At 72.6% G+C, this 25,619-nt stretch carries 24 protein-coding genes; 3 read left to right on the forward strand and 21 right to left on the reverse strand.

The window, feature by feature from the left end; all coding sequences use genetic code 11:
* The first annotated feature begins 97 nt into the window (after nt 1-97).
* On the forward strand, nt 98-1,486 hold the full coding sequence (locus ACFYX4_RS13675) for an OFA family MFS transporter (protein ID WP_389330939.1): 1,389 nt from the start codon (nt 98-100) through the stop codon (nt 1,484-1,486).
* A 36-nt stretch (nt 1,487-1,522) separates the two neighbouring features.
* On the opposite strand, the gene ACFYX4_RS13680 is transcribed toward ACFYX4_RS13675, so the two are convergent.
* The 18 genes from ACFYX4_RS13680 to ACFYX4_RS13765 form a co-directional block, all read right to left on the reverse strand.
* Nucleotides 1,523-2,551 carry a sugar phosphate isomerase/epimerase family protein gene (locus ACFYX4_RS13680; RefSeq protein ID WP_389330942.1) on the reverse strand — a complete coding sequence of 343 codons (1,029 nt, stop codon included), beginning with the start codon at nt 2,549-2,551 and terminating at the stop codon, nt 1,523-1,525.
* A gap of 79 nt (nt 2,552-2,630) precedes the next feature.
* The gene (locus ACFYX4_RS13685) at nt 2,631-4,004 is read right to left on the reverse strand and encodes an alkaline phosphatase family protein (protein ID WP_389330945.1); all 1,374 of its coding nucleotides are present in this window, start codon (nt 4,002-4,004) and stop codon (nt 2,631-2,633) included.
* Complete coding sequence (gene eboE, locus ACFYX4_RS13690; RefSeq protein ID WP_389330948.1) at nt 4,001-5,170, reverse strand: metabolite traffic protein EboE; 1,170 nt, start codon at nt 5,168-5,170, stop codon at nt 4,001-4,003. Before eboE ends, ACFYX4_RS13685 begins: the two co-directional genes overlap by 4 nt.
* Before the next feature lie 3 nt (nt 5,171-5,173).
* Nucleotides 5,174-6,037, reverse strand: coding sequence for a TatD family hydrolase (locus ACFYX4_RS13695; protein WP_389330951.1), 864 nt, complete (start codon nt 6,035-6,037; stop codon nt 5,174-5,176).
* The gene (locus ACFYX4_RS13700; RefSeq protein ID WP_389330954.1) at nt 6,037-6,897 is read right to left on the reverse strand and encodes an EboA domain-containing protein; all 861 of its coding nucleotides are present in this window, start codon (nt 6,895-6,897) and stop codon (nt 6,037-6,039) included. The genes ACFYX4_RS13695 and ACFYX4_RS13700 overlap by 1 nt, the downstream gene beginning before the upstream one ends.
* Complete coding sequence (locus ACFYX4_RS13705; RefSeq protein WP_389330957.1) at nt 6,894-7,829, reverse strand: sugar phosphate isomerase/epimerase family protein; 936 nt, start codon at nt 7,827-7,829, stop codon at nt 6,894-6,896. Before ACFYX4_RS13705 ends, ACFYX4_RS13700 begins: the two co-directional genes overlap by 4 nt.
* Nucleotides 7,826-8,764 (reverse strand): SCO3242 family prenyltransferase, encoded by a 939-nt coding sequence (locus ACFYX4_RS13710; RefSeq protein ID WP_389330960.1) that lies wholly within the window; start codon nt 8,762-8,764, stop codon nt 7,826-7,828. The genes ACFYX4_RS13705 and ACFYX4_RS13710 overlap by 4 nt, the downstream gene beginning before the upstream one ends.
* Nucleotides 8,761-9,924, reverse strand: coding sequence for an inositol-3-phosphate synthase (locus ACFYX4_RS13715; RefSeq protein ID WP_389330963.1), 1,164 nt, complete (start codon nt 9,922-9,924; stop codon nt 8,761-8,763). The genes ACFYX4_RS13710 and ACFYX4_RS13715 overlap by 4 nt, the downstream gene beginning before the upstream one ends.
* Nucleotides 9,925-10,045: 121 nt before the next feature.
* Nucleotides 10,046-11,044, reverse strand: coding sequence for a sugar phosphate isomerase/epimerase family protein (locus tag ACFYX4_RS13720; RefSeq protein ID WP_389330966.1), 999 nt, complete (start codon nt 11,042-11,044; stop codon nt 10,046-10,048).
* Between the two features lie 13 nt (nt 11,045-11,057).
* A complete protein-coding gene (locus tag ACFYX4_RS13725) occupies nt 11,058-12,320 on the reverse strand; it encodes a Gfo/Idh/MocA family protein (RefSeq protein WP_389330968.1) in 1,263 nt (420 codons plus the stop codon).
* Between the two features lie 94 nt (nt 12,321-12,414).
* Entirely contained in the window at nt 12,415-13,476 is a 1,062-nt protein-coding gene (locus ACFYX4_RS13730; protein ID WP_389330970.1) for a substrate-binding domain-containing protein, read from the reverse strand.
* Nucleotides 13,477-13,493: 17 nt separating this feature from the next.
* Entirely contained in the window at nt 13,494-14,513 is a 1,020-nt protein-coding gene (locus tag ACFYX4_RS13735; protein ID WP_389330973.1) for an ABC transporter permease, read from the reverse strand.
* Nucleotides 14,510-16,039, reverse strand: coding sequence for a sugar ABC transporter ATP-binding protein (locus ACFYX4_RS13740; RefSeq protein WP_389330976.1), 1,530 nt, complete (start codon nt 16,037-16,039; stop codon nt 14,510-14,512). Before ACFYX4_RS13740 ends, ACFYX4_RS13735 begins: the two co-directional genes overlap by 4 nt.
* Before the next feature lie 177 nt (nt 16,040-16,216).
* A complete protein-coding gene (locus ACFYX4_RS13745; RefSeq protein WP_389330979.1) occupies nt 16,217-17,398 on the reverse strand; it encodes an ROK family protein in 1,182 nt (393 codons plus the stop codon).
* A 186-nt stretch (nt 17,399-17,584) separates the two neighbouring features.
* Nucleotides 17,585-18,262 (reverse strand): GntR family transcriptional regulator, encoded by a 678-nt coding sequence (locus tag ACFYX4_RS13750; protein ID WP_389330982.1) that lies wholly within the window; start codon nt 18,260-18,262, stop codon nt 17,585-17,587.
* Between the two features lie 167 nt (nt 18,263-18,429).
* Nucleotides 18,430-19,368 (reverse strand): beta-ketoacyl-ACP synthase III, encoded by a 939-nt coding sequence (locus tag ACFYX4_RS13755; protein WP_389330985.1) that lies wholly within the window; start codon nt 19,366-19,368, stop codon nt 18,430-18,432.
* Between the two features lie 207 nt (nt 19,369-19,575).
* Entirely contained in the window at nt 19,576-19,728 is a 153-nt protein-coding gene (locus ACFYX4_RS13760) for a hypothetical protein (RefSeq protein WP_389330988.1), read from the reverse strand.
* On the reverse strand, nt 19,679-21,079 hold the full coding sequence (locus tag ACFYX4_RS13765; RefSeq protein ID WP_389330993.1) for an OFA family MFS transporter: 1,401 nt from the start codon (nt 21,077-21,079) through the stop codon (nt 19,679-19,681). The genes ACFYX4_RS13760 and ACFYX4_RS13765 overlap by 50 nt, the downstream gene beginning before the upstream one ends.
* A 251-nt stretch (nt 21,080-21,330) precedes the next feature.
* Here ACFYX4_RS13765 and fdhD point away from each other — a divergent pair, with 251 nt between their 5' ends.
* A complete protein-coding gene (fdhD, locus tag ACFYX4_RS13770; RefSeq protein WP_389330996.1) occupies nt 21,331-22,182 on the forward strand; it encodes a formate dehydrogenase accessory sulfurtransferase FdhD in 852 nt (283 codons plus the stop codon).
* 107 nt (nt 22,183-22,289) lie between these two features.
* Here fdhD and ACFYX4_RS13775 read toward each other — a convergent pair whose 3' ends face one another.
* From ACFYX4_RS13775 to ACFYX4_RS13785, 3 genes are read right to left on the reverse strand one after another with little or no spacing between them, the layout of a single operon-like run.
* A complete protein-coding gene (locus ACFYX4_RS13775; RefSeq protein ID WP_389330998.1) occupies nt 22,290-22,817 on the reverse strand; it encodes an isochorismatase family protein in 528 nt (175 codons plus the stop codon).
* 19 nt (nt 22,818-22,836) lie between these two features.
* Complete coding sequence (locus tag ACFYX4_RS13780) at nt 22,837-23,274, reverse strand: MarR family winged helix-turn-helix transcriptional regulator (protein WP_389331001.1); 438 nt, start codon at nt 23,272-23,274, stop codon at nt 22,837-22,839.
* A gap of 42 nt (nt 23,275-23,316) precedes the next feature.
* Nucleotides 23,317-24,384, reverse strand: a complete 1,068-nt coding sequence (locus tag ACFYX4_RS13785) for a bile acid:sodium symporter family protein (protein WP_389331004.1) — start codon at nt 24,382-24,384, stop codon at nt 23,317-23,319.
* Nucleotides 24,385-24,614: 230 nt separating this feature from the next.
* On the opposite strand from ACFYX4_RS13785, the gene ACFYX4_RS13790 reads away from it, so the two are divergent.
* Nucleotides 24,615-25,517: a LysR substrate-binding domain-containing protein gene (locus tag ACFYX4_RS13790; RefSeq protein ID WP_389331007.1), complete on the forward strand. Its 903-nt coding sequence runs from the start codon at nt 24,615-24,617 to the stop codon at nt 25,515-25,517.
* Nucleotides 25,518-25,619: the final 102 nt, after the last annotated feature.

A 25,619-nucleotide genomic window follows, 5' to 3' on the forward strand; every position in this document is an offset into this window, starting at 1 on the left:
ACGGCACGCGTCGGCCGCCCCGGGGCCCGTGCGCACACGAAAGGCATTGGACAGGGGGCGCTGGCCAGAACTTTCGACCGCAAGGGGTGCGACGCACATGACAACCACCGACTTCTCGACGGCCCTCCCCTGCCGGGAGGTGACCGACCGCAACGGCCGCGTGTACCGGATCGGCGAGACCGACCGCGACATCATGGGGCGGCCACGATGGACGATGGTGCTCTTCCCGTGGATGGGCATGCTGGGCATCAGCTCCTCGGAGTACGCGTTCACGTCGGCCGAGGACACGCTGCACGAGGCCCATCTGTGGAACAGCGGGCACATCTTCTGGCTGATGGGCGTCTGGGTGTTCTTCCAGGCCGCGGTGGCCTTCCCCGCCGGGCGGTTGCGCGAGAGCGGCAGACTCCCCGCGCGGTACGCGATGATGCTCGGCGCGCTGGGCACGGTCTGCGGTTACGTCGCCCTGGCGTTCGCGCCGCACGTGATCGTCGCCTACTTGGGGTTCGGCATGTTCAGCGGCATCGGCGCCGGCCTGGTCTACGCGACCTGCGTCAACATGGTCGGCAAGTGGTATCCGGAGCGCAAGGGCGGCAAGACCGGCATGGTCAACGGCGGTTTCGCCTACGGCTCGGTGCCCTTCGTGTTCCTGTTCACCTCGTACATGGACCTGAGCAACTACCAGGGCGTGCTGGTGACGGTGGGCGTCGTCTGCTGCTCGGTCGTCGCCTTCGCGGGCTGGTTCTTCAAGGACCCGCCGAAGAACTGGTGGCCGCCGCACGTGGACCCGCTCCGGATGACCGACGACCCGAAGATCCGCCGGGCGCTGGAGAAGAACCCCCCGGCCGTGAAGCAGTACACGCCGAAGGAGGCCGCCCGTACCCCCGTCCTGTGGATGATGTGGTTCTGTCTGCTCTGCACGGCCGGCATCAAAATCTTCGGCATCGCCTTCCAGGTGCCGTTCGGCAAGGAGATGGGGTTCGCGGGCGGCATCGTGGCCACGGCGATGTCCCTGAAGGCCATCGTCAACGGCACGGGACGCGGCGTCATCGGCTGGATCTCCGACCGCTCCGGCCGCCGCAACACACTGGTCATCGTCTGTCTGGTGCTCGGCGCCGCCCAGTTCGGGGTGCTGGTCTCCGGCCAGATGGGCAGCATGCCGTTCTTCCTGTTCTGCTCCATGGTCTCCGGCTTCGGCGGCGGCGCGATCTTCCCGCTGTTCGCGGCCATGACGGCGAACTACTTCGGCGAGAACAACAACGCCACCAACTACGGCATGGTCTACAGCTCGAAGCTGATCTCCGGGCTGGTGGGCTCCGGCATGGGCGCGGTGGTGGTGGGTGCGTGGGACTACGAGGGCGCGTTCGTCATCGCGGGCTGCATCGGGCTGGCCTCCGCGGTGCTGGCGTTCTTCCTCAGGGCTCCGGGACGCCCCGCGGCCCGGAAGGTCGTGCCCAACCCGCGCCCGCTCGGCGATGAGGCGGCGTGACGCGGGTCCGGCGGGCTCAGCGCTGTCCGGTGCGCGTCAGCACTTCTCGCGCAGGGAGTGCAGGTGTTCGCTGGAGCGCCGCGCGAAGGTGAAGGACTCGGCCGGGTTGTCGTGCTCGGCCTGCCAATGGTGGGCGAGGCGGTGGCCGCGCAGCCGGGTGACGGCGGAGATGAACCGCTGGTAGTCGATGTCGCCGTCGCCGACGTCGACCATGCGGTAGCCGAACGGGTTCGCCGGGTCGCTCGCCCCGTCCTTCACATGGAAGAGGGGGTAGCGGTGCGGTCGCCTGAGGACGTAGTCGAGCGGCTCGAACGGCGCGGCGCCGCCGTCGGGCCGCTTGGAGAAGCGGAACTGGCCGACGTAGGCCCAGTAGACGTCCATCTCCAGGAACACCAGGTCGGGGTCGGTCTCGGCGAGCAGCACGTCGTAGAGGCGGACCTTGGGGTCGTCGGTGGCGAAGGAGAACTCCTCGGAGTGGTTGTGCTGGTAGAACTTCATGCCGCGGGCCCGCGCCGCCGCGCCGTAGGCGTTGAAGTCGTCGGCCGCCCGTTTCCACGCGTCGACGGTGGAGCCGTAGCGGAACGGTCCCGCGGCGGTGCCGATGTGCTGGAGGCCCAGGGCCTGGGCGTCGTCGAGGACCTTGGTGAGGTTCTGGGCGAAGGTGTAGGCGTTCGGGTCGCTGGAGTAGTAGCCGACGTGGCTGCCGATCGGGGTGAGGCCGTGGTCGCGGGCCAGCCGCCTGAGCCGGGCGAGGGTGATCGGGCCCGCCGAACCCTGCGTGTATCCGGCGAACTCGACCTCGTCGTAGCCGTACTTCTCCAACTCGGCGAAGACGGGCGCGAATCCGAGGGTGGAGACCTTGTCGCGCAGGCTGTAGAGCTGGATGCCGAGCCGGCCAGGGGGCAGGACGGGACGGCCGCGGCCCGCGGCGGCGGGAGCGGCGGCGGTCGGAGTGGCGGCGGCGCCCAGCAGGGCGGCGGCGGTGGCGCCCGCGGCGACGCCGAGCATGCCTCGTCTGCTGAGGCGTCGGGCGAGTTCGGGATCGGTCTGGGAGATGCGGCTCATGCCTGGAACTCCTCGGGATCGGCGGGCGTTGTCAGTGGTGAGTGCTTCACTTGTGACCAGTCGGGACAGGTCTGACAGATCAGGACAGACCTGCCAGGTGGAGCAGGAGTGGTTTCACGTCGGTGGCCGCGAGGCGGTCGCCGACACAACGGGGGGTGGAGCAGATGAGGAGCGGACCGTCGTCGTCGCTCGCCGGAAGGCGGCCGTGGCTGCCGCGAATAGGTGAGGGATCGAGGGGCACGACCGCCATGCGGTAGCGCATGCCGAGTTTCTTGCGCGCCAGCGCGGTCGCCGCCTTGACCTTCACATAGGGGTCGAGCGGATCCATGAACAGCTCGACCGGGTCGTAGCCGGGTTTGCGGTGGATCTCGACGAGTCGGGCGAAGTCGGGCGCGCGGTCGTCGTCGAGCCAGTAGTAGTACGTGAACCAGGCGTCCGGCTCCGCCACGGCGACGAGTTCGCCGGAGCGCGGATGGTCGAGGTGGTGCGCCTTCTTTCCTTCGTCGTCGAGGAGCAGTTCGACGCCGGGCAGGTCGATGAGCGCGGCTCGGGCGGCGTGCAGGTCCTCGGGCCGGCGGATGTAGACGTGGGCGATCTGGTGGTCGGCGACCGCGAAGGCGCGGGAGGCCATCGGGTCGAGGTACTCCATGCCGTCCTGCGTGTGCACCTCCAGCAGGCCGGCCCGGCGCAGGGCGCGGTTGATGTCCACGGGCCGGTTCACACGGGTGATGCCGTACTCGGACAGCGCGACGACGGTCCGGCCCTCGGCGCGCGCGTCGTCGAGGAGCGGGGCGAGGGCGGTGTCGAGGTCGGCGGCGGCCTTCAGGGAGCGCGGGTCGTCGGGGCCGAAGCGCTGGAGGTCGTAGTCGAGGTGAGGGAGGTAGCAGAGGGCGAGGTCGGGGTGGCGGGTGTGCAGGATGTGGCGGGTCGCGCCGATGATCCAGCGGCTGGACACCAGGTCCGCGCCCGGTCCCCAGAAGTGAAAGAGGGGGAACGTGCCGAGTTTCTCGGTGAGTTCGTCGTGCAGGGCCGGTGGCCGGGTGTAGCAGTCGGGTTCCTTGCGGCCGTCGGCGTAGTAGACCGGACGGGGGGTGACGGTGAAGTCGGTGTCGGCGCCCATGGCGTACCACCAGCAGATGTTGGCGACCGTGTAGCCGGGGTGCGCTCGCCGGGCGGCATCCCAGAGTTTGTCCCCGGCGACGAGTCCGTTGTGCTGCCGCCACAGCAGTACGTCGCCGAGTTCACGGAAGTACCAGCCGTTGCCGACGATGCCGTGCTCCGAGGGATGGACGCCGGTGAGGAAGGTGGACTGGGCGGCACAGGTGACGGCGGGCAGGACGGTGCCGAGCGACGCCTGGGAGCCGGCCCGGGCGAGGGCGCGCAGGCGGGGCATGTGATCGAGGAGACGGGGGGTGAGGCCTACGACGTCGAGGACGAGGAGGGGAGTGGTCATGGCAGCTCCTTCAGGCCGAGGTCCGTCAACAGGTCACGGGCGAGGGCGAGTTCTGCGGCGATGCCGTCGGCGAGCTGGGTGCGGGCGCGGGGCCGCAGGTCGGCGGGGAGGGCCTGCCAGGTGTAGGTCTCGACCTCCAGGTGGTGGGTGAGGGGGTGCGGGCCGCCGACGAGGCGGGTCAGCGCGGCTTTGAGGACGGGGAGCGTGGAGGTGAGGGGCGCGGCGGGGGCCGCGTGGAGCGGGACGTGGAAGTGGGCGCGCCAGGGCGCGGAGTCGGGCAGGGCGTCGCCTGCCAGGGCTTCGCCGAGGTCGTCGGTGCCGTGTCGGCCGGTGGCGGTGAGGGTGCGGGTCTGGTGCAGGAAGCGGGGCTCGTCGAAGGCGGCGAGGGCCTCGCGGACGGCGGGGAGACGGGGGTGTTCGGCGTGCAGGGCCGCCGACAGCTGGGATTTGACGACGGGGACGTGCGCTGCGGCGAGCGCGTCCAGGGCGGTGTGCGGATCTTCGAAGGAGGTGGCGAGGTGGCAGGTGTCGACGCAGACGCCGATGCGGGGGTGGCCGATGGAGGTGAGCGGGGGAAGGGCGTCGCCGGTGGTCTCGACGGTGCAGCCGGGTTCCGGTTCGAGGCCGACGCGGACGGACCGTCCGGTGAGATCGGCGAGCGCGTCGAGGCGTTCGGCGAGGGTGAGCAGCGCGGAGTGGGCGGTCTCGGCGCGGGCGGCGTTCCAGGTGGTGCGCCAGCCGAGGGGGAGGGTGGAGACGCTGCCCTCGGTGACGTCGTCCGGGAGGAGTGCGGCGAGGACGCGGGCCAGTGCGGTGGTGTGGTCGAGGCGTTCGGGGTCGGCCCAGTCGGGCTTGTAGACGCGGTACTTGACCTGCTCGGCGCCGAAGCCCTGGTAGGGGAAGCCGTTGAGGGTGACGACTTCGAGGCCGCGCCGGTCCAGAGCGGTGCGCAGGCCGCGCAGGGCGGACGGATCGGTGTCGAGGGCGCGGGCGGCGTCCCTGGCGAGCCACAGCCCGATGCCGAGCCGGTCGCGTCCGAGCCTGCGGCGGACGGGTTCGCAGTGGTCGCGCAGTTGGGCCAGGACTCCGTCGAGGGTCTCCGCGGGGTGGACGTTGGTGCAGTAGGCGAGATGGACGGTGGAGCCGTCGGGGTGACGGAAGCGCATCGCTCACTCCCCGCCGCGCAGCACGGAGTTGCCCTGGTGGGTGGCGCCGGGGTCGGTGGCGTCGGCCGACGCCGGCTCGAGGTTCAGCCGGCCGCTGAGGCCGTAGAAGGCGACGGGGTTGCGCCACAGGACGCGGTCGACGTCGTCCTCGGTGAAGCCCTCCCCCAGCATCAGGTCGCCGACCCCGCGCGTCTTGAGGGGGTCGCTGCGGCCCCAGTCGGCGGCGGAGTTCACCAGGAGCCGGTCGGTGCCGTGGGCGCGCAGCAGCTCCACCGTGCGGCGTTCGTCCATCTTGGTGTCCGGATAGACGGAGAAGCCCAGCCAGCAGCCGCTGTCGGCGGCCTCCTTCACGGTGGTCTCGTTGAGGTGGTCGATCAGGACGCGGTCCTCGGGCAGGGCGGACTCGCGGACGACGTCGAGGGTGCGCCGCAGTCCGGCGAGCTTGTCGCGGTGCGGGGTGTGCACGAGCGCGGGCAGGCCGTGGTCGGCGGCGAGCTGGAGCTGCCGGGCGAGGGCGACGTCCTCGGCGGGCGTCATCGAGTCGTAGCCGATCTCACCGACGGCCACGACCTGGTCCTTGACGAGGTAGCGGGGCAGTTCGTCCAGGACGGGGACGCAGCGCGGGTCGTTCGCCTCCTTGGGGTTGAGGGCGAGCGCGCAGTGGTGGGCGATGCCGTGCTGGGCGGCGCGGAAGGGCTCCCAGCCGAGCAGGGAGTCGAAGTAGTCGAGGAAGGAGGCGGGCGAGGTGCGGGGCTGGCCGAGCCAGAAGGACGGCTCGACGACGGCGCGGACGCCGGCGGCGTGCATCGCCTCGTAGTCGTCCGTGGTCCTGGAGGTCATGTGGATGTGGGGGTCGAAGATGCGCATCAGGACTCCTTGCCGTGGGGGTGCGGGCCGCGCGGTGCGGCGCCGGCCGGGACGGCTGCCGGGTCTGCCGGGTCTGCCGGGTCTGCCGGCTCTGCCGGCTCTGCCGGGACGGCTGCCTCGTCCGCCGGGGCGGATCCCGTGCCTGCCGCCCCGGTCGGGGTCAGGGTCAGGGTCAGGACGCGGTGCAGATCGCCGGGGACGGGGCGGTTCGCGGCGGTGCGTTCGGCGGCGAAGTCGCCCAGCATGCGGGCCAGTTCGGCATCGGCGCGGGCCCGCTGCGCGAGACCCGCCACCTCGTCCACGGGCACTCCGGTGAACAGGCACTTCAGCACGGCGTGCCGCCAGGCGTGCGCGCCGAGGTGCCGGGCGGCGTACGGGCCGACGGCGGCGGCCAGGAGCCGGGTGTCGTTGGTGCGCAGGGCGTCCTCGACGAGCGGCAGGGCGTCCGGGCCCGGCACGAGGTGCGGCAGGGCGAGCAGGACGGCGCGGCGTTCGTCGGCGGTGCCCTGGGAGTAGACCCGGGTGAGGGCGGCCGGGTCGGCCCCGGCCGCGTGCAGGACGAGGACGCGGACGGCGTCGGCGTAGGCCCCGCCGCAGCGGCGGCCGGCTTCGGCGAGGCGCAGCTCCCACACGGAGATGGGCCCGTGGACGCCGGGGTGGGCGCCGGCTTCGTCGAGGGCGCGCAGGAACCAGTCGCGGGCGGAGGCGGGGAGGTGGGACTCCAGGTGGGTGCGGAGGGAGGCGAGGTGCGTGGAGGGGGTGAGCGGGGTGGGGGTGAGCGGGGCGGGGGCGGGAGCGGCCGGCTCGGTGGGGGTGGGAGGGGCTGCCCCGGGGGCCGTGGGTCGGTCGGGGTGGGTCATCGGGGGCTCCCTGCGGGGGCGGCGGTGGGTTCGCCGGGTGGGGCGGGCGCCGTCGCGCGGTGGAGGTACGGGAGGGAGAGGGCGGCGTGGTGGGGGCCGGCGTGGGAGTGGCGGGGCAGTTCCACGACGGTCAGTCCCCGGTAGCCGGTGGCGGAGAGGGCGGCCAGGACGGGCGGGAAGTCGATCTCGCCGTCTCCGAACGGGAGGTGCTCGTGGACGCCGCGGCGCATGTCCTCGATCTGGACGTGGCGCAGCCAGGGAGCGGCGGCGGCCACGCAGTCGGCGGGAGGGAGGGGTTCGAGGCACTGGCAGTGGCCTATGTCGAGGGTGAGTCCGAGGGACGCGGGGTCGCCGAGGAGGTGCCGGAGGCGGTGGAAGTCGGCGAGGGTGGCGAGGAGGTGACCGGGTTCGGGTTCGACGGCGAGGGGGACGCCGGCGGTGGCGGCGGCGTCCAGGACGGGGGTGAGGGATTGCGCGAGGCGCTGCCAGGCGATGGCGCGGTCGGTGCCGGGCGGGAGGGTGCCGCTGAAGCAGTGCACGGCGTGGGCGCCGAGGTCGGCGGCGACCTGGACGGCGCGGAGCAGCAGGTCGGCACGGCGGGCCCGGTCGTCGGGGTCCGGGTCGAGCAGGGAGGGGCCGTGCTTGCGGCGCGGGTCGAGGACATAGCGGGCGCCCGTCTCCACGGTGACGTCGAGGCCGAGCGCGTCCAGGCGGTGGGCGAGGCGTCGGGTGCGGGCGGCGAGGTCCGGGGCGAGCGGGTCGAGGTGCATGTGGTCGAGGGTCAGGCCGAGGCCGTCGTAGCCGAGGTCGGCGAGGAGGGTGAGGGCGTCGTCGAGGCGGAGGTCGGCGAGGCCGTTGGTGCCGTAGCCGAAGCGGAGCAGGTGGGGGGCCGTGTCGGGGGCGGGGGCGGTGCGCCGGGTGGCCCGGGTCATGTGACGCTCACCTTCCTGGCGAAGGTGCGGGCGGCGGGGGCGAGGGCCGCCGTGAGGAGGGCGGTGGCGGTGGCCCCGGCCCGGGCGGCGAGGGCGGCTTGGAGGGGGATGGTGGCGCGGACGCCGGCGCCGACGGCTCGTTGGGTGAGAGGGGGTGAGGGGTTGAGGGCGGCGTGGAGGTAGGGGCGGGCGGTGGTGGCGGCGTAGGCGGCGGTGAGTGCCGCGGTCAGCGCGGTGCGGGGGCGGGGACGAGGTCGGGGTCGGCGCTGGTGGGCCGGTGGTCGCGGCCGGTGTGACGGCGGGTGGTTCAGCAGCCATGTCAGCGCGCCTGTGGTGGCGAGGGCGGCCAGCGGGGCCAGTGGGGTGCCGTCGCGGGTCTCGTGACGGGAGACGGCGGTGACCGCGAGGGTGTGCGTGCTCAGCAGCGCCGCCGAGGGGAGGGCGGGTCGGATCCGGCCGGCGGTGGCGGCCGCGCCGAGGAGGAGGTCCAGGCCGCGGGCGGCGGCCATGGCGGGCGGGCCTGCCGGGGTGCGCTTCAGGGCGAGGTCGTAGGACCAGACGGTCGCCGCGAGGGGCGCGGCCACCGCCAGGGCGGGGCGGCCGGCTCGGGCGGCGAGGGCGAGACCGGTCGCGGTGAGGGCGCAGGCGGCGGTGAGGGCGGCGGCGGGGCGGACGCGGCCGGAGGGGAGGGGGCGGTGGGGGCGTTCGGCGGCGTCCTCGGTGCGGTCGGCCCAGTCGTTGAGGGCCATGCCGGCCTCGTACAGGCAGAGGGAGGAGGCGATGGCGAGCAGGGTGCGGGGGTTCGGGCGGGCGGTGAGGGCGGCGGCGCCGGCGAGGGCGTCTCCGGGGACGGTGAAGAGGGCGGGGAGACGGAGGAGTTCGGCCCAGGCGCGTAAGGGGTGTGCGGGTGACTCCGTGTTCGTGGACGCCGTCACCGCTGCTCCCCCGTGCCGACGGTCAAGCGGCGGGCGAACCGCAGCAGTTCGGTGTGCTGGTCGGCCAGGGAGGAGGGTGCGTCGCCGAGGGGGTCCTTGAAGTAGAAGGCGAGTTCGGGGCGGGGGCCGGACAGGCCGTGTTCGTGGGCGCGGGCGAGCAGCCGGGCCAGGTCGAGGACGAGGGGTGCGGCGAGGGCCGAGTCGCAGCCCTGCCAGATGGTCTGGAGGATCATGCGGGTGCCGAGGAAGCCGTCGAAGGCGATGTGGTCCCAGGCGGTCTTCCAGTCGCCGAGGGCGGGGACGTCGTCGATGTGGACCTGGCCCTCGGGGGTGGTTCCGAGGGTGTCGGCGAGGACGCGTTCCTTGCCGGCGTTCTTGGCCGCGGCCGCCGCGGGGTCGGCGAGGGCGGCTCCGTCGCCGCCGCCGAGGAGGTTGGCCCCGGACCAGGCCCGTACGTCGAGCGCCCGCTGCGTGAACATCGGGCCGAGGACGGACCGCAGGAGGGTCTGGCCGGTCTTGCCGTCCCGGCCGGCGTACGGCAGGCCGCTCGCGGCGGCGGGTCCGGCGAGGGCGGGGTGGCGCAGGCCCGTGGAGGGGGTGAAGTCGGCGTAGGGGCAGCCGGCGCGCAGGGCGGCCGCCGCGTACAGCGAGCTAGGGGGGAGGGCGGGGCCGGCGGGCGCGGGTTCCGTGGAGGCGACGTTCACGACGACCGCGCGGGCCAGGCCGTTGCGTCGTACGAACGCGCGCAGGTCCGCGGTGAAGGCGGCGATCAGCTGTTCCTCGTCGCGGGTGTCGCCCGGGAGGGGGCCGCCCGGTCTGATCTCGCGGTCGGCGGCGGTGAGTTCCGCCGTCACGGCGGAGGGGAGACCGGGGGGCAGGACCCCGCCGGCGGCGAGTTGTTCGGCTCGTTTGGGCAGGGGGCAGTCGAGGGTGTCGTGTCCGCCGAAGACGAGGGACGACAGGGCGGGCAGGCCGCTGCCGGCGAAGGCGGGGGTCTCGGTGACGAGGCCTGTCGGTGGGCGCAGGCCGGCGGTCAGGGCGGCGCAGCCCGCCACGACGGTGGTGGCGACGGAGCCGCGGGCCCCGATCAGCCAGACGCCGACGCGAGGAGGGACAGAGCGGGGCGGCGTGGGCGCGGGCGTAGGCGCGGGCGCGGACATGAGCGGCCTCCTTGTCGTGCGCGAACCCTCGGCGGGCAGGGGGTGGTGACGGCGGGCGGGGGTCCGGCGCCCCCGCCCGCCGCCGTTCAGGGGCCCCGGACGGGCGGTTCCTTGCCGAGGCTCAGTTGCTGAAGGCTGCGTCGAAGGAGGCCGTCGGGGGCTCGAAGTCGTAGGCCTTGAGGCGGGTGAGGGCCTCGGGGGCGCCTTGGAGCCGGTCCATGCCGGCGTCCTCCCACTCCACGGAGACGGGGCCGCCGTAGCCGATGGAGCGCAGCATGCGGAAGACGTCCTCCCAGGGGACGTCCCCGTGGCCGGCGGAGACGAAGTCCCAGCCGCGGCGCGGGTCGCCCCAGGGCAGATGGGAGCCCAGCCGGCCGTTGCGTCCGTCGAGGCGTCTGCGGGCCTCCTTGCAGTCCACGTGGTAGACGCGGTCGCGGAAGTCCCAGAGGAATCCGACCGGGTCGAGGTCCTGCCACACGAAGTGGCTGGGGTCGAAGTTGAGGCCGAAGGCCGGCCTGCGGTCGATCGCGTCCAGGGTGCGCACGGTCGTCCAGTAGTCGTAGGCGATCTCGCTGGGGTGGACCTCGTGGGCGAAGCGCACGCCCTCCGCGTCGAAGACGTCGAGGATCGGGTTCCAGCGCTCGGCGAAGTCCTCGTAGCCGCGCTCGATCATCGACTCGGGCGCGGGCGGGAACATGGCCACCAGGTGCCAGATGGCGGAGCCGGTGAAGCCGACGACGGTGTCGACGCCGAAGGCGGCCGCGGCGCGGGCGGTGTCGGCGATCTCGGCGGCGGCCCGCCGCCGGACGCCTTCCGGTTCGCCGTCGCCCCAGATGCGGGCGGGCAGGATCGCCCGATGGCGTTCGTCGATGATCGCGTCGCACACCGCCTGTCCCACCAGGTGGTTGGAGATCGCCCAGCACTTCAGGCCGTACCGGTCGAGGAGTTGGTGGCGGGACTTCACGTAGGCGGGGTCGGCCAGGGCCTTGTCGACTTCGAAGTGGTCTCCCCAGCAGGCGAGTTCGAGGCCGTCGTAACCGAAGTCGCGGGCGAGGCGGCAGACCTCCTCCAGGGGGAGGTCGGCCCACTGGCCGGTGAAGAGCGTGAATCTGCGCGGCATGCTCCGGGCCCTCTCAGTCGGCTATCGGGGTGTAGACGGAGTTCTTCTCGGCGCTCTCCTCGACCGCCGCGAGGACGCGTTGGACCTGGAGGCCGTCCGCGAAGGAGGGTTCGGGCCGGCGACCCTCGGCGATGGCGTGGACGAGGTCGCGGGCCTGGTGGACGAAGGTGTGCTCGTATCCGAGGCCGTGGCCCGGCGGCCACCAGGCCTCCAGGTAGGGGTGGTCGGGCTCGGTGACGAGGATGCGGCGGAATCCCGCGTGCGCGCCGGGCTCGGTGGCGTCGTGGAACCACAGTTCGTTGAGGCGTTCCAGGTCGAAGGCCAACGAGCCGCGTTCTCCGTTGAGTTCGAGGCGCAGGGCGTTCTTGCGGCCGGTGGCGTAGCGGGTCGCCTCGAAAGAGGCGAGGGCGCCGGAGGGGAAGCGGCCGGTGAACAGGGCGGCGTCGTCGACGGTGACCGTACCGGCGGCCGTCTTCACGGTGGCGCCGATGCCTGAGCCCGGTTCGGCGGTGAGCCCGCTGGTCGCACCGCCGGGCAGCGGCCGTTGCCGTACGAACGTCTCGGTGAGCGCGGAGACGCCCGCGAGCCGCTCCCCCACGAGATGCTGGGAGAGGTCGACGATGTGCGCGCCCAGGTCGCCGAGCGAGCCGGAGCCGGCGAGCTCCCTGCGCAGCCGCCAGGTGAGCGGGAACTCGGGGTCGTTGAGCCAGTCCTGAAGGTACGTCACCCGGACGTGCCGCAGCGCCCCGAGGCGGCCCTCGGCGACCATCCGGCGGGCCAGCGCGGTGGCGGGCACCCGGCGGTAGTTGAAGCCGACCATCGCCAACTGCCCTGTGCTGTACGCGGCTTCCGCCGCGCCCGCCATCGTCTCGGCCTCCTCGACGGTGTTGGCGAGGGGCTTCTCGCACAGCACGTGCTTGCCGGCGGCCAGCGCGGCGACGGCGATCTCGGCATGGCTGTCACCGGGGGTGCAGATGTCGACGAGGTCGATGTCGTCCCGCTCGATCAGCGCCCGCCAGTCGGTCTCGGTCGACGCCCAGCCGTGCCGGTCGGCCGCCGCGCGCACGGCGGCGGCGTCACGGCCGCACAGCGCGGCGAGGACCGGGCGGCGGGGCAGGTCGAACACGCGGCCCGCGGTGCGCCAGCCCTGGGAGTGGGCGGCGCCCATGAACGCGTAGCCGACCATGCCGACGCGGAGCGGCGGCCGGCCTGCTCCCCCTCCCGCTCCGGCTCCCCCTCCCGCTCCGGCTCCCGCTGACTGCTGCGGCTGTTCCATGCAGGGGTCCTCCTCGTCGTCGTGGCACGGTGGGGGGTGCGGCCTGCCGCGCGGCGGCCGGGGCCGGGGGCCGAGGGCCGGGGGCCGCCCCGCCTCACCGGAACCCGGTCGGCATGTACTGGTCGACGTTGGACTTGTCGACGACCGCCGAGTAGAGGGTGATCGACGCGGGGATCTCGTACTCGGCGAGGCCGCCCACACCCTTGCCCTGTCCCAGCGCGCGGGCGAGGTCGATCGCCGAGGCGGCCATGGTGGGCGGGTAGAGGACGGTCGCCTTCAGGACCCCGTCGTCCTTCTTGATCGCCTGGAAGGCGGAGAGTGCGCCCGCACCGCCGACCATGAGGAAGTCGTCGCGTCCGGCCTGCTCGACGGCGCGCAGCGCGCCCACGCCCTGGTCGTCGTCGTGGTTCCACAGCGCGTCGAACCTCGGTTGCGCCTGGAGGAGTTGGGCCATCTTGGCCTGTCCGGACTCCACCGTGAACTCGGCTGCCTGACGGGCCACCTTCTTGATGTTGGGGTAGTTCTTCAGCGCGTCGTCGAAGCCCTGGGTGCGCTGCTGGGTGAGCTCCAGGTTGTCCAGGCCCGCCAGTTCGATGACACGGGCGTCGGACTTCCCCTTGAGCCGCTCGCCGATGTAGTGGCCGGCGTTGAGCCCCATGCCGTAGTTGTCGCCGCCGATCCAACAGCGGTACGCCTGCGGGGTGTTGAAGATCCGGTCGAGGTTGACGACGGGGATGCCGGCGCGCATCGCCTTCAGGCCGACCTGGGTGAGGGCCTTGCCGTCGGCGGGCAGCACGACCAGGACGTCGACCTTCTTGTTGATGAGGGTCTCGATCTGGCCGATCTGCTGGGCGGTGTCGTTCGAGCCCTCGGTGATCTCCAGGGTGACGTCGGAGTACTTTTTCGCGCGCTTCTCGGCGTTGTCGTTGATGGCGTTGAGCCAGCCGTGGTCGGCCTGGGGTCCGGCGAAGCCGATGGTGACCCGCTTGCCGGGCTTGTCGTCGGCGGCCGGCCGGCTGTCCGCGGCGGGCTCCTCGTCCTTCGGGTCATTGCTGGTGCAACCGGCGAGGAGTGCGCCGGTCGAGACGGCGGCGGTCCCGAGGAGCAGTCCTCTGCGACTGGTGAGACGGCTGGTGAAGGACGTCGGCTCTGGCATGGCGGTGAACCCTTTCCTCAGGTCGTGCTCGCGGTACGGCGCTGGACCAGCACGGCGGCGACGATGATCGCTCCCTTGGCGATCTGCTGGACGTCGCTCTGTAGGTTGTTCAGGGCGAAGATGTTGGTGATCGTGGTGAAGACCAGGACGCCGAGGACGGAGCCGGTGATGGTGCCGCGACCCCCGCTGAGCAGCGTGCCGCCGATGATCGCGGCGGCGATGGCGTCGAGTTCGTAGAGGTTGCCGTTGGTGTTCTGGCCGGAGCCGGACAGGATGATCAGCAGGAAGGCGGCGATGCCGCAGCACAGTCCGGACAGCAGATAGAGGTAGAGCCGCTGGCGGCGCACGTCGATGCCGGCGAGCCGGGCGGCCTCGGCGTTGCCGCCGACGGCGACGGTGCGCCGGCCGAAGGTGGTGCGGTTCAGCACGAGCCAGCCGATGACCGTCACGACTGCGAAGACCATGACGAGGGGCGGCACGCCGAGGACGTAGGCGTCGCGTTCGCCGAGGTCGAGGATGCCGTCGACGGTGACGATCTGTGTCTTGCCGTCGGTGATCTGGAGGGCGAGTCCGCGGGCCGAGGCGAGCATGGCGAGGGTGGCGATGAACGGGACCATCCCGCCGTAGGCGATGAGGAGGCCGTTGACGAGTCCGCAGCCGAGGCCGACGAGGACGGAGGTGAAGAGGATGCCGCCGAAGCCGAACTCCTGGGTGGCGAGGGTCGTCGCCCAGACGGAGGCGAGGGCGACGATCGCGCCGACGGAGAGGTCGATGCCGCCGGAGGTGATGACGAAGGTCATGCCGACGGTGACGACACCGATCACCGAGGCCTGGGTGAGGACGAGTTGGAGGTTGCGGGTGTCGAGGAACTCGTCGGGCCTGGTCGCTCCGCCGATGACGATCAGCGCGGCGAGCACGCCGAGGAGGGAGAGGGTGCGGACGTCGGCGCGGAAGAAGAGGTCGCGCCAGGGCGGGGGTTGGGCGGTCGGGGGCGTCTTGCCGGCGCTGTCCCTGGGCGGGGAGACGGGCTGCGTCATGACGTCGGGCTTCCTTCCATGACGAGGTCGAGTACGCGGTGTTCGTCGAGTTCGCGGGCGGGCGCGGTGTGGACGACGCGCCCCTCGCGCAGCACCAGGACGCGGTCGGCGAGACCGAGCACCTCGGGCACCTCGCTCGACACCAGCAGCACGGCGATGCCCTCGTCGGCGAGCCGGCGGACGACCGCGTACAGCTCGGCGCGCGCGCCGACGTCGACCCCTCGGGTGGGTTCGTCGAGCAGCAGGACCCGGCAGCCGCGCAGCAGCCAGCGCGCGAGGACGGCCTTCTGCTGGTTGCCGCCGGACAGGGTGCGCACGGGCGCGGACGGGTTGTCGGGCCGCAGCGACAGCTCACGGGTGACGGCCCGCGCCGCGTCCCGTTCGGCGCCGCGGTCGATCCAGCCGGCGCGGGAGAAGCGGGCGAGCGAGGAGACGGAGACGTTCCGGGTGACGGACTCCAGCATCAGCAGGGCCTGCGCCTTGCGTTCCTCCGGGGCGAGCCCGAGCCCGGCACGCACGGCGGCCCGCACGCTCCCCGGCTTCAACGGTGCCCCGTTCACCAGGACTTGGCCGGACGTCGGCTTGCGGGCGCCGTAGATCGTCTCCAGGATCTCCGAGCGCCCCGAGCCGACCAGCCCGGCGAGTCCGACGATCTCCCCGGGGCGGACCGTCAGGTCGAGCGGCGCGAACTCGCCGTCCCTGGCCAGCGCGCGCACCTCCAGCAGGGGTGTGCGCGCGGTGTCCGGCACCGCGTCCGCCGGCCCCCGCTCGGGGAAGACGTACGCGACGTCGCGTCCCGTCATCAGCGCGACGACCTCGCGGGTCGGGGTCGTCTTCGCCGGCAGTCCCCCGGCCACCGCCCGGCCGTCCTTCAGCACGGTCACCCGGTCGCCGATGCGGCGGATCTCCTCCAGCCGGTGGGAGATGTAGACGACGGCGACGCCGTCGGCGGTGAGCGCGGCGACGATCCGGAAGAGGTTGTCGACCTCGTCGGGGTCGAGGGCGGCGGACGGCTCGTCCATCACGATGAGCCGAACGTCGTGCGAGAGCGCCCGCGCCATGGAGACGATCTGCTGCTGCGCCGCCGACAACTCGCCCACCAGCCGGGCCGGTTCTATCTCCGGATGCCCGAGTCGCCGCAGCAGGGCGGCGGTCGCGGCGCGGGCCGCCTTCCCCCGGACGACGAATCCGGCGGCCGTCGGTTCATGGCCGAGGTGGACGTTCTCCGCCACCGACAGATGCTCCACCAGGTCGAGTTCCTGGTAGATGGTGGCGATGCCGAGGCGCATGGCGGCGCTCGGGGAGCGCAGGGTGACGGGCTCGCCGCGCCAGCGGACGGCGCCGCCGTCGGGCTGGTGGGCACCGGCCAGGACCTTGATGAGGGTGGACTTGCCGGCCCCGTTCTGGCCCAGCAGACAGTGCACTTCACCGGCCCGGACGTCGAGGTCGACGCCGTCCAGGGCCCGGACTCCGGGGAACGACTTGGTGATGCCGGACATGCTGAGCAGCGGTGGTTCTGGTGCCATGTGGGTTCCCCTCGGCGGGCGTGCGGGCCGGAGTCAGGGCGGAACGCGGGGTGCCGGGCGTTCCGGGGCAGGGCAGAGCAGGGCGGGGGCGGCGCTGAACGAGGCAGGGCAGAGCAGGGTGAGGCGTCTACGCGGGTGAGGTGTCGACGCGGGTGATATGTCTACGCTGGTGAGGGTCTACGCGGGTGAGAACAGGTGGTCGCTGATCAGGCGGGCCGCGCCGATCACACCGGCGGTGGGGCCCAACTCCCCCAGGACGATGGGGAGGTTGCCGGTCGCCAGGGGCAGCGACTGGCGGTAGACCTGGGTGCGGATCGCGGCGAGCAGGGTGTGGCCGAGGCCGGTCACCCCGCCGCCGATCACCACCAGGCCGGGGTTGAAGAACGAGACGAGTCCGGCGATGACCTGGCCGACGCGGTCGCCGCCCTCCCGGATCAGGTCGAGGGAGGTGGCGTCCCCGGCGGCGGCCGCCGCGGCGACGTCGGCGGCGGTGAGGACGCCGTTCGTCTCCAGCCGGGTCGAGAGTTCCGCGGACAGACCCTGCTGGGCCGCGTCCACGGCGTCACGGGCCAGGGCCGCGCCGCTGAAGTGGGCTTCCAGACAACCCCGGTTGCCGCAGGCGCAGGGACGGCCGTCGGGCACGGCCTGGATGTGCCCGATGTCGCCCGCGCTGCCGGTCGTGCCGCGGTAGACCTGGCCGCCGACGACGATGCCGCAGCCGATGCCGGTGCCGATCTTGACGCAGAGGAAGTCGGCGACGGTGCGGGCGACGCCCGCGTGCTGCTCCCCCATCGCCATGAGGTTCACGTCGTTGTCGACCATGACGGGGCAGCCGAGTTCCTGGCTGAGCGCCTCCCGCACGGGGAAGCCGTCCCAGCCCGGCATGATCGGCGGCGCGACCGGCACTCCCTCGGGGAAGCGGACCGGACCGGGGACGCCGATGCCCGCGCCGTCGAAGCCCTCGGCGAGCCCCGTCGCCTTCAACTTCGCTGCCATCGCCAGGACTTGCTCGAACACGGCGACCGGTCCCTCACGTACGTCGAGGGGCTGGTTGAGGTGTCCGAGGGTCTCCAGCTCGGCGTTGGTGACGGCGACGTCGACCGAGGTGGCGCCGATGTCGACGCCGAGGAAGCGGAGCCCGGGGTGGAGCCGGACGTTGTGGGAGCGGCGTCCGCCGCGCGAGGCGGCGAGCCCGTCGGCCACGACCAGCCCCGTCTCCAGCAGCCGGTCCACCTCCACGGCCAGCTTGGAGCGCGAGAGATCGACCTGGTCGCCCAGCTGGGCACGGGAGTTGGGGCCGCCGTCACGCAACAGCTTGAGCAGCCGGGCCTGATGGGCGTTCGCGGGTCGTGCCGTCATCCGTCTCACGAGCCCCTCCCCGCCTCGAACGGCCGCCTGTTGTCGGGCTTTCGAGGGGAACGTAGCAGCGACCGCCGGGGCTGGGAAGAAGTCGTGCACGGATTGCCGTCAACTTTTCCCACTCACAGGACAAAGCCGGGTGTGCGAACGCGCACGGGGCAAGCGACCACGGGGAAGAGGAAGCGGCTACGCGTCCTGCCGGGCGTGGTACGAGCGGCGCGTGTGCTCGGTGTGCTCGCGCATGAGCCGTGTGGCGCGCTGCTCGTCGCGGTCGGCGATGGCGGCGATGAGGTCCCGGTGCTCGATCCAGGACTGGTGTCCGCGCTGCCGTGCGACCGGCGTGTAGTACCAGCGCACCCGGCGGTCGACCTGCCCCGCGAGTTCGGCGAGGACCACGTTGCCGGCGATCTCCATGATCTTCGCGTGGAAGCGGGCGTTGAGGGCGACCGCGGCGTCCACGTCGTCGGCGTCGACCGCCGCCATGCCCAGTTCCACCAGCTCGTTCAGCGCGTCGAGGCCGGCCTGGTCCGCGTGGGAGGCGGCGAGCCGGGCGGCCTCCGCCTCCAGCAGGGTGCGCACGGTGAGGAGTTGGTCGGCCTCCTCCTCGGTCGGCTCGTGCACGAACGCGCCCTGGGCGGGCCGCAGGTCGACCCAGCCCTCGGTGTTCAGCCGCTGCAACGCCTCGCGCACCGGCTGGCGGGAGACGCCGAGGTGTCCGGCGAGTTCGCTCTCGACGAGGTGCTGGCCGGGCTGGAGGGCGCGGGTGGTGATGAGTTCGAGCAGGGCGTCGTAGACGCGCTCGCGCAGCGGGCCGGGTCGTTCGAGTCTGGGCACCGCGCCCTGCGGCAGTCCTGGCGACAACATCGGTCGGTCCCCCTCCTGGGCGGCGCCGGGCGCCGGGCGCCCGTGGCCGGAAAGCCGGTAGCGATTGTCTTTCGTCTACAGTCTACGACCGGCTTTCGTCCAGGCCCCGCCCGAGGACCGCTCGGGCACCCGCTCAAGGTCCGCCCAGGGCCCCGCTCGACAACCCCCTAGGGGCAGCGCACGACCTGCCCCGCGTACGACAGGTTCCCGCCGAAGCCGAACAGCAGGACCGGATCGCCGGTGGAGATCACGCCCTGTTCGACGAGCTTGGAGAAGGCGAGCGGGATGCTGGCGGCGGACGTGTTCCCGGACTCCGTCACATCGCGGGCGACGACCGCGTTGACGGCGCCGATCTTCTGCGCGAGAGGCTCGATGATCCGCAGGTTCGCCTGGTGCAGGACGACGGCGGCGAGGTCCTCCGGGGTGAGCCCCGCCCGCTCGCACGCCTGCCGGGCGAGCGGCGGCAGCCGGGTCGTCGCCCAGCGGTAGACGCTCTGCCCCTCCTGCGCGAACCGGGCCGGCTGCCCCTCGATGCGCACCGCGTGCCCCATCTCGGGCACCGAGCCCCACAGCACGGGCGCGATGCCCGGCTCGTCGGACGCCTCGACGACGGCGGCCCCCGCGCCGTCGCCGACCAGGACGCAGGTGGTGCGGTCGCTCCAGTCGGTCACCTCGGACATCTTGTCGGCCCCGACGACCAGGGCCCGGCGTGCGGCGCCGGCCCGGACGGTGTGGTCGGCGGTGGCCAGCGCGTGGGTGAAGCCGGCGCACACGACGTTGACGTCCATCGCGGCCGGCCCGGGGATGCCGAGGCGGGCGGCGACGCGCGCGGCCATGTTGGGCGAGCGGTCGACGGCGGTGGACGTGGCGACCAGCACGAGGTCGATGTCGGCGGGGGTCAGCCCGGCCGTCGCGAGGGCCTTGGCGGCGGCGTGCGCGGCCAGCTCGTCCACGGGCTCGTCGGGTCCGGCAATGTGGCGGGTGCGGATGCCCACCCGGCTCCTGATCCACTCGTCACTGGTGTCGACCAAGCCCGCCAGGTCCTCGTTGGTGAGTACCTTGGCGGGCTGGTAATGGCCGACGGCGGCGATGCGCGAGCCGTTCATGGGCAGGTCCCCCTCGTTGCCTTGGGTAGCGGGATCCACCAGTCTGAAGAGTGACTCGCGGGTACGAGGACGCGACAAGCGACAGGAAACAGGTGCCGGGCTTGTCGGCTTCCCTCTAACCCTCGGAAACCCGGGCGGTCCGTCCCCAGGTCAGGGCCCTGGCCGGCGCTTGGTGGGGCGCGAGCCGCGCGTCAGGGCAGAGAACGCTTACCCGGTGAACAACTGCGCCGCCTTCTGTACGAGTTCGTACACACCGTAGGCGAGCGGCGCCGCCACCCACAGCCAGGCGAAGGCGATGAGGGGCCGCCGGTCAGGCGGACTCGGACTGCTGGGGCCGGCGGGCCGGGTCTCGTGCGACATCGGGGGTCTCCCTCGGGGCGGGGACGTGGTGGTGGCGGGGGTGGACGGGCCGGACGAGTTCGTTGGCGACGAAGCCGACGGCGAGCAGCCCGATCATGATGAACAGGGAGAGGGTGTAGAGGGACGCGCCGTGCCGTCCCGCCTCCTCCTGCCGGTCGGCGATCCAGTTGACGATCAGCGGGCCGAGCACGCCGGCCGTGGACCAGGCGGTGAGCAGCCGGCCGTGGATCGCGCCGACCTGGTAGGTCCCGAACAGGTCCTTCAGATAGGCGGGGACGGTCGCGAAGCCGCCGCCGTAGAAGGAGAGGATCACCAGCGCGGAGAGGATGAACAGCGGCTTGGAGGAATCCCCGGCGACGGCGATCAGCGCGTACATCAGCGCGCCGACGCCCAGGTAGACGCGGTAGACGTTCTTGCGGCCGATCAGGTCGGAGGTGGAGGACCAGCCGATGCGGCCGGCCATGTTGGCGGCGGACAGCAGGGCGACGAAGCCGGCGGCGGCCGTCGCGGAGACCGGGGTGGAGGTGTCGGCGAAGAAGTCCGTGATCATCGGCGCGGCCTTCTCCAGGATGCCGATGCCGGCGGTGACGTTCATGCAGAGCACGACCCACAGGCACCAGAACTGTGGGGTGCGCACCGCGCCGCGGGCCGAGACCTGCACGCCCGTCACGCCGCCTGCGTCACCGGTGGGATCCGTGGCACCAATGGGAGCAGCCGCCCCCGTGGTGCCGTCGGTCGCCGGTTCGGCCGGGCGCGGCACCCGTACCAGCAGCACGCCCAGCGTCATGAAGACGGCGTACGACAGCCCGTGGACGAGGAAGGCCAGCGCGATCCCGGAGTGGTCGGCGCCGAACGATTTCAGCATCTGCGCGGACCAGGGCGAGGCGATGAGCGCGCCGCCGCCGAAGCCCATGATGGCGATGCCGGTGGCCATGCCGGGCCGGTCCGGGAACCACTTGATCAGGGTGGAGACGGGCGAGATGTAGCCGATGCCGAGGCCGATCCCGCCGACGAAGCCGTAGCCGAACACGATCAGCCAGTACTGCTCGACGGCGGCCCCGAGCGCGGAGATCAGGAAGCCGGACGAGAAGCAGACCAGGGCGACCGTCATCGCCCAGCGCGGTCCGTTGCGCTCGACGAGGGTGCCGCCGAACGCGGCGGACAGTCCCAGCATGACGATGGCGAACTGGAAGGGCAGCGCGCTCTGCGTGCCGCTGAGACCGAGCGCGGATTCGAGCGGCGGTTTGAACACGGACCAGGCGTAGGCCTGCCCGATGGAGAGATGGACGGAGAGGGCGGCCGGGGGGACGAGCCAGCGGCTCCAGCCGGGAGGTGCGACAGGGGGGCTCATGAGTCCGGAACGGTAGGAAGGATCAAGCCGGTTGAGAAGGCGGCGCGTCGACCGTATGCGATGAGCGGTACGCGAGCTGCGACGAGCGGTCGCCCGGCGCACGCACCTTGCCGCCCCAACCCCCATACTGTAGACAATATCCAGTCGACTCCGTTCACGGGTGTCGACGCCTCACGCTCCATGTGCAGGACAATGAGTTCGTGAGGGCCGCATCGGCTACCAGTACGTACAGAACCGGGGCTGATCACGACATGGGACGAGTCACCGAACGACGCAAGGTGCTCCGCATCCGCGACGGGGCGGTCTCCACCCGGCCGGACACGCTCGTCGCGGAGGAGCCGCTGGAGATCCGGCTCGACGGCCGGCCGATCGCCATCACCATGCGCACGCCGGGTGACGACTTCGCGCTGGCGGCGGGCTTCCTGGTCAGCGAGGGCGTCCTCGCCACGGCGTCCGACGTGCTGAACATCGTCTACTGCGCCGGGGCTACGGGTGGGGGAGGCTCGAACACGTACAACGTGGTGGACGTGAAGACCGCGCCGCACGTGGTCGTCCCCGACATCACACTGGAGCGGAACGTCTACACCACGTCCTCCTGCGGCCTGTGCGGCAAGGCCAGCCTGGACGCGGTCCGGACGACGGCCCGCTGGCCCATCGCCGACACGCCCCCGGTGCGCGTCGAACCGGAGCTGCTCTCGGCGCTGCCCGACCGGCTGCGCGCGGCCCAGCGGGTCTTCGACCGGACGGGCGGGCTGCACGCGGCGGCGCTGTTCTCCGAGGACGGCGAGCTGCTGGACGTCCGGGAGGACGTCGGGCGGCACAACGCGGTCGACAAGCTGGTGGGCCGCGCCCTGACGAACGGGGAGCTGCCGCTGTCCCGGACGATCCTGCTGGTGTCGGGCCGGGCCTCCTTCGAGCTGGCGCAGAAGGCCGTGATGGCGGGCATCCCGATGCTCGCGGCGGTCTCGGCGCCCTCCTCGCTGGCGGTGGACCTGGCGGCGGAGACCGGGCTGACGCTGGTGGGCTTCCTGCGCGGCAGCTCCATGAACGTGTACGCGGGCGAGGACCGCATCGCCCTGCGGACCGCGGCCGCCCGGGGCTGAGGCCGCCGGGGACCGAGGCCGCCCGCGGCACGGCGGCGGGGCCCCGACCGGCGGGGAGCGCCCCCTGCGCCACAGGGGCCCCGTCTCGGAGGCCGGCCGCCCGGGGTTCACCTCGCCCCGAACATCACCTGCCTCGTCGACACCACCGACCCCAGGCGGGGGAAGTCGAGCCGCACCGACGCCTCGTGCTCGGCCTCGGTGAGGGCGGCCATGGCGTCCTCGACGAAGACGAGTCCGTAGCCGAGGTCGCCCGCGGCGCGGGCGGTGGACTCCACGCCGAGGTTGGTGGCGATGCCGCCGAACACCAGCGTGGTGACGCCGTGCCGCCGCAGCCGGTCGTCCAGATCGGTGGCGTGGAAGCCGCCGAGGGTCCCCTTGACGATCTCCATGTCGCCGTCGCGCAGCAGCCCTTGGACCAGTCCGCTGCCGGGCGGCTGCTCGGCGACGCCGGGACGCTCGACGCGGACGAGGGCGACGGGGGCGCCGGCCGCGCGGAACCTGCCCGCCAACTCCTCGGCGGCGGCCAGGACTTCGGCGCCCTTGCGGGGCTCCAGGGGCAGCGCGACGGTCCGGTCCATCAGGTCGACGAGGACGAGGGCGGTGCGGGCGGGGTCCAGCGCGAGGGGTGCGGTCATGACGGAACGTTATCCGTCGTCAGCCGTCCGTACCGGAAATCCGGTTCAACAGGCACATGAACTGGTCGCGTTCAGCCGTCGAGAGCGGGGCGAGCATGGCGTCGTCGGCCTCGCGGACGAGCTTGTCGCAGCGCCGCAGCAGCCGTTCGCCGTCCGTGGTGAGCGACACCGCGTTCTTGCGGCGGTCCGCCGGGTCCGGCTCGCGCACGGCGAGCCCCGCCGTCTGGAGGTCGTTGAGGACGCCGACCAGGTCCTTGGGGTCGAGACCGACGCCGCGGCCGAGGTCGGCCTGGGCGACGGGCTCCAGGTCACGGACCGCGGACAGCACCACGTGATGCCACATCCGGATGCCCTCCCCGGCCAGCGCCTCCCCGACCAGGGCCCGCCCCCGGACGGCGGCCCGGCCCAGCAGCCAGCCGGGCAGGGAACGGACGGAGGAAGGCGGTGCGTCGGACATGCCCGCAGCCTAACGACGACTCCTCGGCCTCCCCCGTCGTCCTCAGCGCGACACATCGGCGGGGTTCGGCGCGCCGGCGGAACCCGGGTCGTCGGTGGCCTCCGAGGCGTCTGTCGGCTCGGGGGCGTCCGCCGGTTCCGGCAGCGGATCGTGCGAGCGGCGCTTGGCGATCACCGCGCAGACCATCAGCTGCATCTGGTGGAAGAGCATCAGCGGCAGCACCGCCAGCGAGGCGTGCGCCCCGAACAGCACGCTGGCCATGGGCAGTCCGGAGGCGAGGGACTTCTTCGAGCCGGCGAACTGGATCGCGATCCGGTCCTCGCGGCCGAACCGCAGCGCCCGCGCGCCGTACCAGGTCAGCGCCAGCATCACGGCGAGCAGCACGGCCTCGACGACCAGCAGCCCCGCGAGCCGGGCCGGGCTCACCTGGCTCCACACGCCCTGGACCATGCCCTCGCTGAAAGCGGTGTAGACGACGAGGAGGATGGACCCCCGGTCGACATAGCCGAGCACCTTCTTGTGCCGGGTGACGAAGCCGCCGATCCAGCGGCGCAGCAGCTGACCGGCGACGAACGGCACGAGCAGTTGCAGCACGATCTCCACGAGCGAGTCCGCGGAGAAGCCGCCGCCGGCGCTGCCGAGCAGCGCGGCGGCCAGCACCGGGGTGATGACGATCCCGACGAGCGAGGAGAAGGAGCCGGCGCAGATCGCGGCGGGGACGTTGCCGCGGGCCATCGAGGTGAAGGCGATCGACGACTGGATGGTCGACGGGACGAGGGTGAGGAACAGCAGGCCCTGGTACAGCGGCTCGGTGAGGAACACCGGGACGAGACCGCGGGCGGCCAGTCCCAGCAGCGGGAAGACGACGAACGTGCAGGCCAGGACGGTGACATGCAGCCGCCAGTGCTTCAGCCCGTCCATCGCCTCCCGGGTGGACAGCCGGGCGCCGTACAGGAAGAAGAGGAAGGCGATCGCGGCCGTGGAGGCGCCGGAGGCCACGTCGGCGGCCGTCCCGCGCGCCGGGAGGAGCGCGGCGAGGCCGACGGTCCCGAGCAGCAGCAGGATGTAGGGGTCGATCGGCAGGCGGCTCGGCCGACGCAGGCGTTTCACGGTGCTCCACTTGCTCGTTCGTTCGGTTGCTTTTGATCGCGCGTTGCCGGTCGCTTCTGTTCGCGCGTCTTCTTGCTTCTGTTCGCGCGCGCTCGCGGTGCGCGGGGCGCGGGGCCGGCGGGCCCCTCTCCATGGTCCTCTCCGGCCCCGTGATCGGGAATCCGGCATACCGCTCTGACTGTCATCGTGTTCCGTGATGACCACGCCTCGACAGGGGTACGGTGACCGGCATGTACGACCCCTCCCACCTGCGCACCTTCCTGGCGGTCGCCCAGACGCTGAGTTTCACCCAGGCGGCCCGCAGGCTCGGGGTGCGCCAGTCCACCGTGAGCCAGCACGTGCGGCGGCTGGAGGACGCGGCCGGGCGCACGCTGTTCACCCGGGACACGCACTCCGTCGAGCTGACCGAGGACGGCGAGGCCATGCTCGGCTTCGCGCGCCGGATCCTGGAGGTGCACGAGCAGGCGACGGCGTTCTTCACCGGCACCCGGCTGCGCGGCCGGCTCCGCTTCGGCGCGTCCGAGGACTTCGTGCTGACGCGGCTGCCGGAGATCCTGGAGGGCTTCCGCTACGACCACCCCGAGGTCGACCTGGAACTCACGGTGGAGCTGTCCGGCACGCTCCACGAGCAGCTGACCGCCGGAAAACTGGACCTGGTACTGGCCAAGCGGCGCCCCGAAGACACCAGGGGCGCGCCGGCCCGGCACGACGAACCTGCCCGGCACGACGAACTGGTCTGGCACGACGAGCTGGTCTGGATCGGCGCGGAACGGCTGCGCCTGGACCCCGACCGCCCGGTCCCGCTCATCGTCTTCCCGCCGCCCGGCATCACCCGCGCCCTCGCCCTGGAGGCGCTGGAGCGCCAGGGGCGGGCCTGGCGGATCGTGTGCACGAGCGGCAGCCTCAACGGGCTGATCGCGGCGGCCCGCGCCGGACTGGGCGTGATGGCGCACTCGCGGGGCCTGATCCCGCCCGGCCTGGTCCGCGTGACCGAGCGGTCGGGCCTGCCGGAGCTGGGGCGGGTGGACTTCGTCCTGGTCCACGGCCGCCGCCGCACCTCCGCCCAGGGTGCGGCGGACGCCCTGGCGGCGGCGATCCTGGCCGCCGGCGACCGACTGCACCGCCGTACGTGACAGCGCGGCGTGACCGGAACGGGCAGATTCGGTGGAGATTACGGCACCGAAACTTACTCGGACGTCAGCTTTGTGTCCGACCCTTCCCCATGTGAGCCCATT

The organism is Streptomyces sp. NPDC002328 (genome assembly GCF_042890065.1).
GTDB lineage: Bacteria > Actinomycetota > Actinomycetes > Streptomycetales > Streptomycetaceae > Streptomyces.